The organism is Burkholderia sp. 3C, assembly GCF_054589155.1.
In genome coordinates this window covers 103,702-106,841 of sequence record NZ_BAAILN010000093.1, presented here as the reverse complement: position 1 = coordinate 106,841, position 3,140 = coordinate 103,702, and the positions used below count along the sequence as shown (strand labels likewise).

Below are 3,140 nucleotides of genomic sequence, written 5' to 3'. Positions count from 1 at the left end.
GGCCGACGAGCAACGCGAGGAGCGGGCAAAGGAACGCGAGGCAGCGGCCAGCGCGGCGGCATGAGGCGTTGAAGGGGCCGACGAGGCCATGATTGAGGCGGCGCGGCTGGCCGCCTCGACTCTGCCGCGCGGGCCGCGGCAGTCAACCATCAGCGATGCAGATCGATCGCACTCAGTTTCCATCCGAACAGGCCGCTGCGACGGAAGATCGCCGCGTAGCGAGCGTCGCCGGCATTACGCTGATACACCACCACGAATTCATTAACGCTCTGATAAGCGGCGTTCGCCTGCGGCGCTGTGCTCGGGCCTGGCACGCCGCTGGCCGGTGGTGCAGCGGAGGCGGGCGGTGCAGGCGTGGGTGCAGGGGCAGGAGCAGGCTGATCGAGCGTAGGCGGGTGTTCGCCCGGATCGCCACGCGGCGGCAGCCCGCTCAACAGCGCGGCGACGCCTTCCGGCGTGGCATACGCATCGACGAGCGGCCCGATCAGCGCGGAGCCGATCATCGCGCCGAGCATGGCGAGCGGATTGTTATGGCGTTGGAGATCGATGCGACGCATCAACTCATCGGCCAGTTGCTGCTTGAGGCTGATGCGCAACGCCGGGTAATCGACGAAGCGGCTGATCGCCTGCGCATCGCGCGCATCGACAGCCTGCTTGAGATCGCGCAGGGCGAGATACGGCGAGGCGAACGCATAAATCACCGTGGCCAAGACGAGCAGGGCGACGACGACCCATGCCAGCGGCTTGAGCCAGCCGCGGCGAGGCGAAGAACCGGGGGATAAGGAAACGGGCACGGGGCCTCCGCGTGGATACGGTCAGTATCCAGAGACGGCTCAGACGGCCGAACGTTCCTGGGCGATGCAATCGTCGATCATGCGGCACACCGCATCGATCGAGCCGACCATGATGAGCCGCGACGACCCGTGATAGACGCGTACCGGCGCGCGCCGAGCCGGCTCGGCGTGATGGAGCCCGGCATTCAGCGAAACGCGGGCAAAGGCCGGCAGCGCCGATGGCAGCAAGGAAGCCGGCTCGGCCGCCCCGGAGGAGGCCGGTGCGCCGACATCAGCCGCGAGCGGTGCACAGGGCGTGCGACCGCGCAGATGGCGCAGACGACCGAATTGACGGAAAGGCAGCAGACGAGCGAGGCGTTCCATGGCGTTTCTCCAGATCGGGGCAGCGTGGCGGGACGGCGGGAATCAGAGTTCGCCGGACCGGATCAGACCGACGGCAATACCTTCGAGCGCGAACTCCGCGCTGCCGGCCTTCACGAAGATGTTTTCGTAATCGGGGTTCTCGGCAATCAGTTCGAGGCCCGTGGAATGGCGCTTCAGGCGCTTGACCGTGACGTCGTCGCCGAGCCGCGCGACGATGATCTGGCCGTCCTTCGCCTCGGTGCGCTTCTGCACGGCGAGCAGGTCGCCGTCGAGGATGCCGGCGTCGCGCATCGACAGGCCGCGCACCTTCAGCAGGTAATCGGGTTTGCTCGTGAACAGCGCCGGATCGCAGGCGTAATGCTGCGAGATGTGTTCTTGCGCCAGGATCGGGCTGCCTGCCGCCACCCGGCCGACCAGCGGCAGCGAAAGCTGCATCAGCCCCGCGTGGGGCAGCGTGAACTGATAGGGGGAATCCTCGAGGCCGAGCAGGCGGATGCCGCGCGACGCGCCGGCGGCCAGCTCGATCACGCCCTTGCGGGCCAGCGCCCGAAGGTGCTCCTCGGCCGCATTCGGCGAACTGAAACCCAGCTCGGCCGCGATTTCCGCCCGGGTGGGCGGGAAGCCGGTGCGCTCGATCGCGCGGCGGACCAGATCGAATACTTGCTGCTGACGTGCGGTGAGTTTGGTCATGATCAACTGTATGGATAGACAGTGATCTGTATTTTTATACAGTAGTTCGGGAATTTCAAGCGTTACTTGAAGTTCGTCGCTATGACGCCGGTTCCGACGCCATCAAAGGGCGTTCCAACGCCGGTTTCCATGCCTCAACCGTCCGTCGGGCGGTCTTTACCACTTTTTCTTCTAAAAGAATGAATAACGATTATTTTTAATGATGAAAGCTGTTCGCTAGACTGACCCGACATTGCAAAAAACGATCCACGAACCTTTGGAGATCACCGGGATGGTCAAGCGCAACACGGGGCTGGCAGGCGGCGTTCGCCGTCTTATCGCAACACTGGCAGTCGGCGCAGCGGCGCTGGGCGGGGCCACGCATGCACTGGCGGACACGACGTTGCTGAACGTCTCCTACGATCCGACCCGCGAACTGTATCAGGACATCAACCAGGTCTTCGGCAAGGAATGGAAGGCCAAGACGGGCGAAACCGTCACGTTCAAGCAGTCGCACGGCGGTTCGGGCGCGCAGGCGCGCTCGGTGCTCGACGGCCTGCAGGCCGACGTGGTGACGCTGGCGCTGGCCTGGGACATCGACGCGCTGGCCAACAAGGGGATCGTCGCCAAGGATTGGCAGAAGCGCCTGCCCGACAACGCCTCGCCGTACACCTCGACCATCGTGTTCCTGGTTCGCAAGGGCAACCCGAAGGGCATCAAGGATTGGGACGATCTGGTGAAGCCGGGCGTGTCGATCATCACGCCGAACCCGAAGACCTCGGGCGGGGCGCGCTGGAACTACCTGGCGGCCTGGGCCTACGCCCTGCACAAGCCGGGCGGCAACGAGCAGACGGCCAAGGATTTCGTCTCGAAGCTCTACAAGAATGCCGGCGTGCTCGATTCGGGCGCGCGTGGTGCGACCACCAGCTTCGTGCAGCGTGACATCGGCGACGTGCTGATCGCCTGGGAAAACGAGGCGTTCCTGTCGCTGAAGGAATTCGGTCCGGACAAGTTCCAGATCGTGGTGCCGTCGGTCAGCATCCTGGCCGAGCCGCCGGTGGCGGTGGTGGACAAGGTGGTCGACAAGAAGGGCGACCGCAAGCTGGCCGAGGCCTACCTGAACTTCCTGTACAGCAAGGAAGGCCAGGAAATCGCGGCGCGCAACTTCTATCGCCCGCGTTCGAAGGACGTGCCGGCCGAGCTGACCAAGCAGTTTCCGAAGCTGAAGCTGTACACGGTGGACGACACCTTCGGCGGCTGGACCAACGCGCAGAAGACGCACTTCGCCGATGGCGGCGTGTTCGACTCGATCTA

The 3,140-nt window shown here is 64.8% G+C and carries 4 protein-coding genes; 1 reads left to right on the top strand and 3 read right to left on the bottom strand.

Annotation, left to right across the window (positions count from 1 at the left end):
* Positions 1–149 precede the first annotated feature (149 nt).
* From ACYP33_RS18885 to lexA, 3 genes are read right to left on the bottom strand one after another with little or no spacing between them, the layout of a single operon-like run.
* Positions 150–794: a DUF2939 domain-containing protein gene (locus tag ACYP33_RS18885; protein ID WP_414449521.1), complete on the bottom strand. Its 645-nt coding sequence runs from the start codon at positions 792–794 to the stop codon at positions 150–152.
* A gap of 39 nt (positions 795–833) precedes the next feature.
* Positions 834–1,157, bottom strand: a complete 324-nt coding sequence (locus ACYP33_RS18880) for a hypothetical protein (protein WP_414449520.1) — start codon at positions 1,155–1,157, stop codon at positions 834–836.
* A gap of 42 nt (positions 1,158–1,199) precedes the next feature.
* Positions 1,200–1,847 carry a transcriptional repressor LexA gene (gene lexA / locus ACYP33_RS18875; protein WP_414445040.1) on the bottom strand — a complete coding sequence of 216 codons (648 nt, stop codon included), beginning with the start codon at positions 1,845–1,847 and terminating at the stop codon, positions 1,200–1,202.
* A 271-nt stretch (positions 1,848–2,118) separates the two neighbouring features.
* Here lexA and ACYP33_RS18870 point away from each other — a divergent pair.
* Positions 2,119–3,140, top strand: a 1,022-nt coding sequence (locus ACYP33_RS18870) for a sulfate ABC transporter substrate-binding protein (protein WP_459623297.1), incomplete at its 3' end; no start/stop codon positions are given.

Coding starts and splice junctions, on each gene's coding strand:
- lexA (WP_414445040.1), bottom strand. CDS start 1,847: ATGACCAAACTCACCGCACGTCAGCAGCAAGTATTCGATCTGGTCCGC.
- ACYP33_RS18880 (WP_414449520.1), bottom strand. CDS start 1,157: ATGGAACGCCTCGCTCGTCTGCTGCCTTTCCGTCAATTCGGTCGTCTG.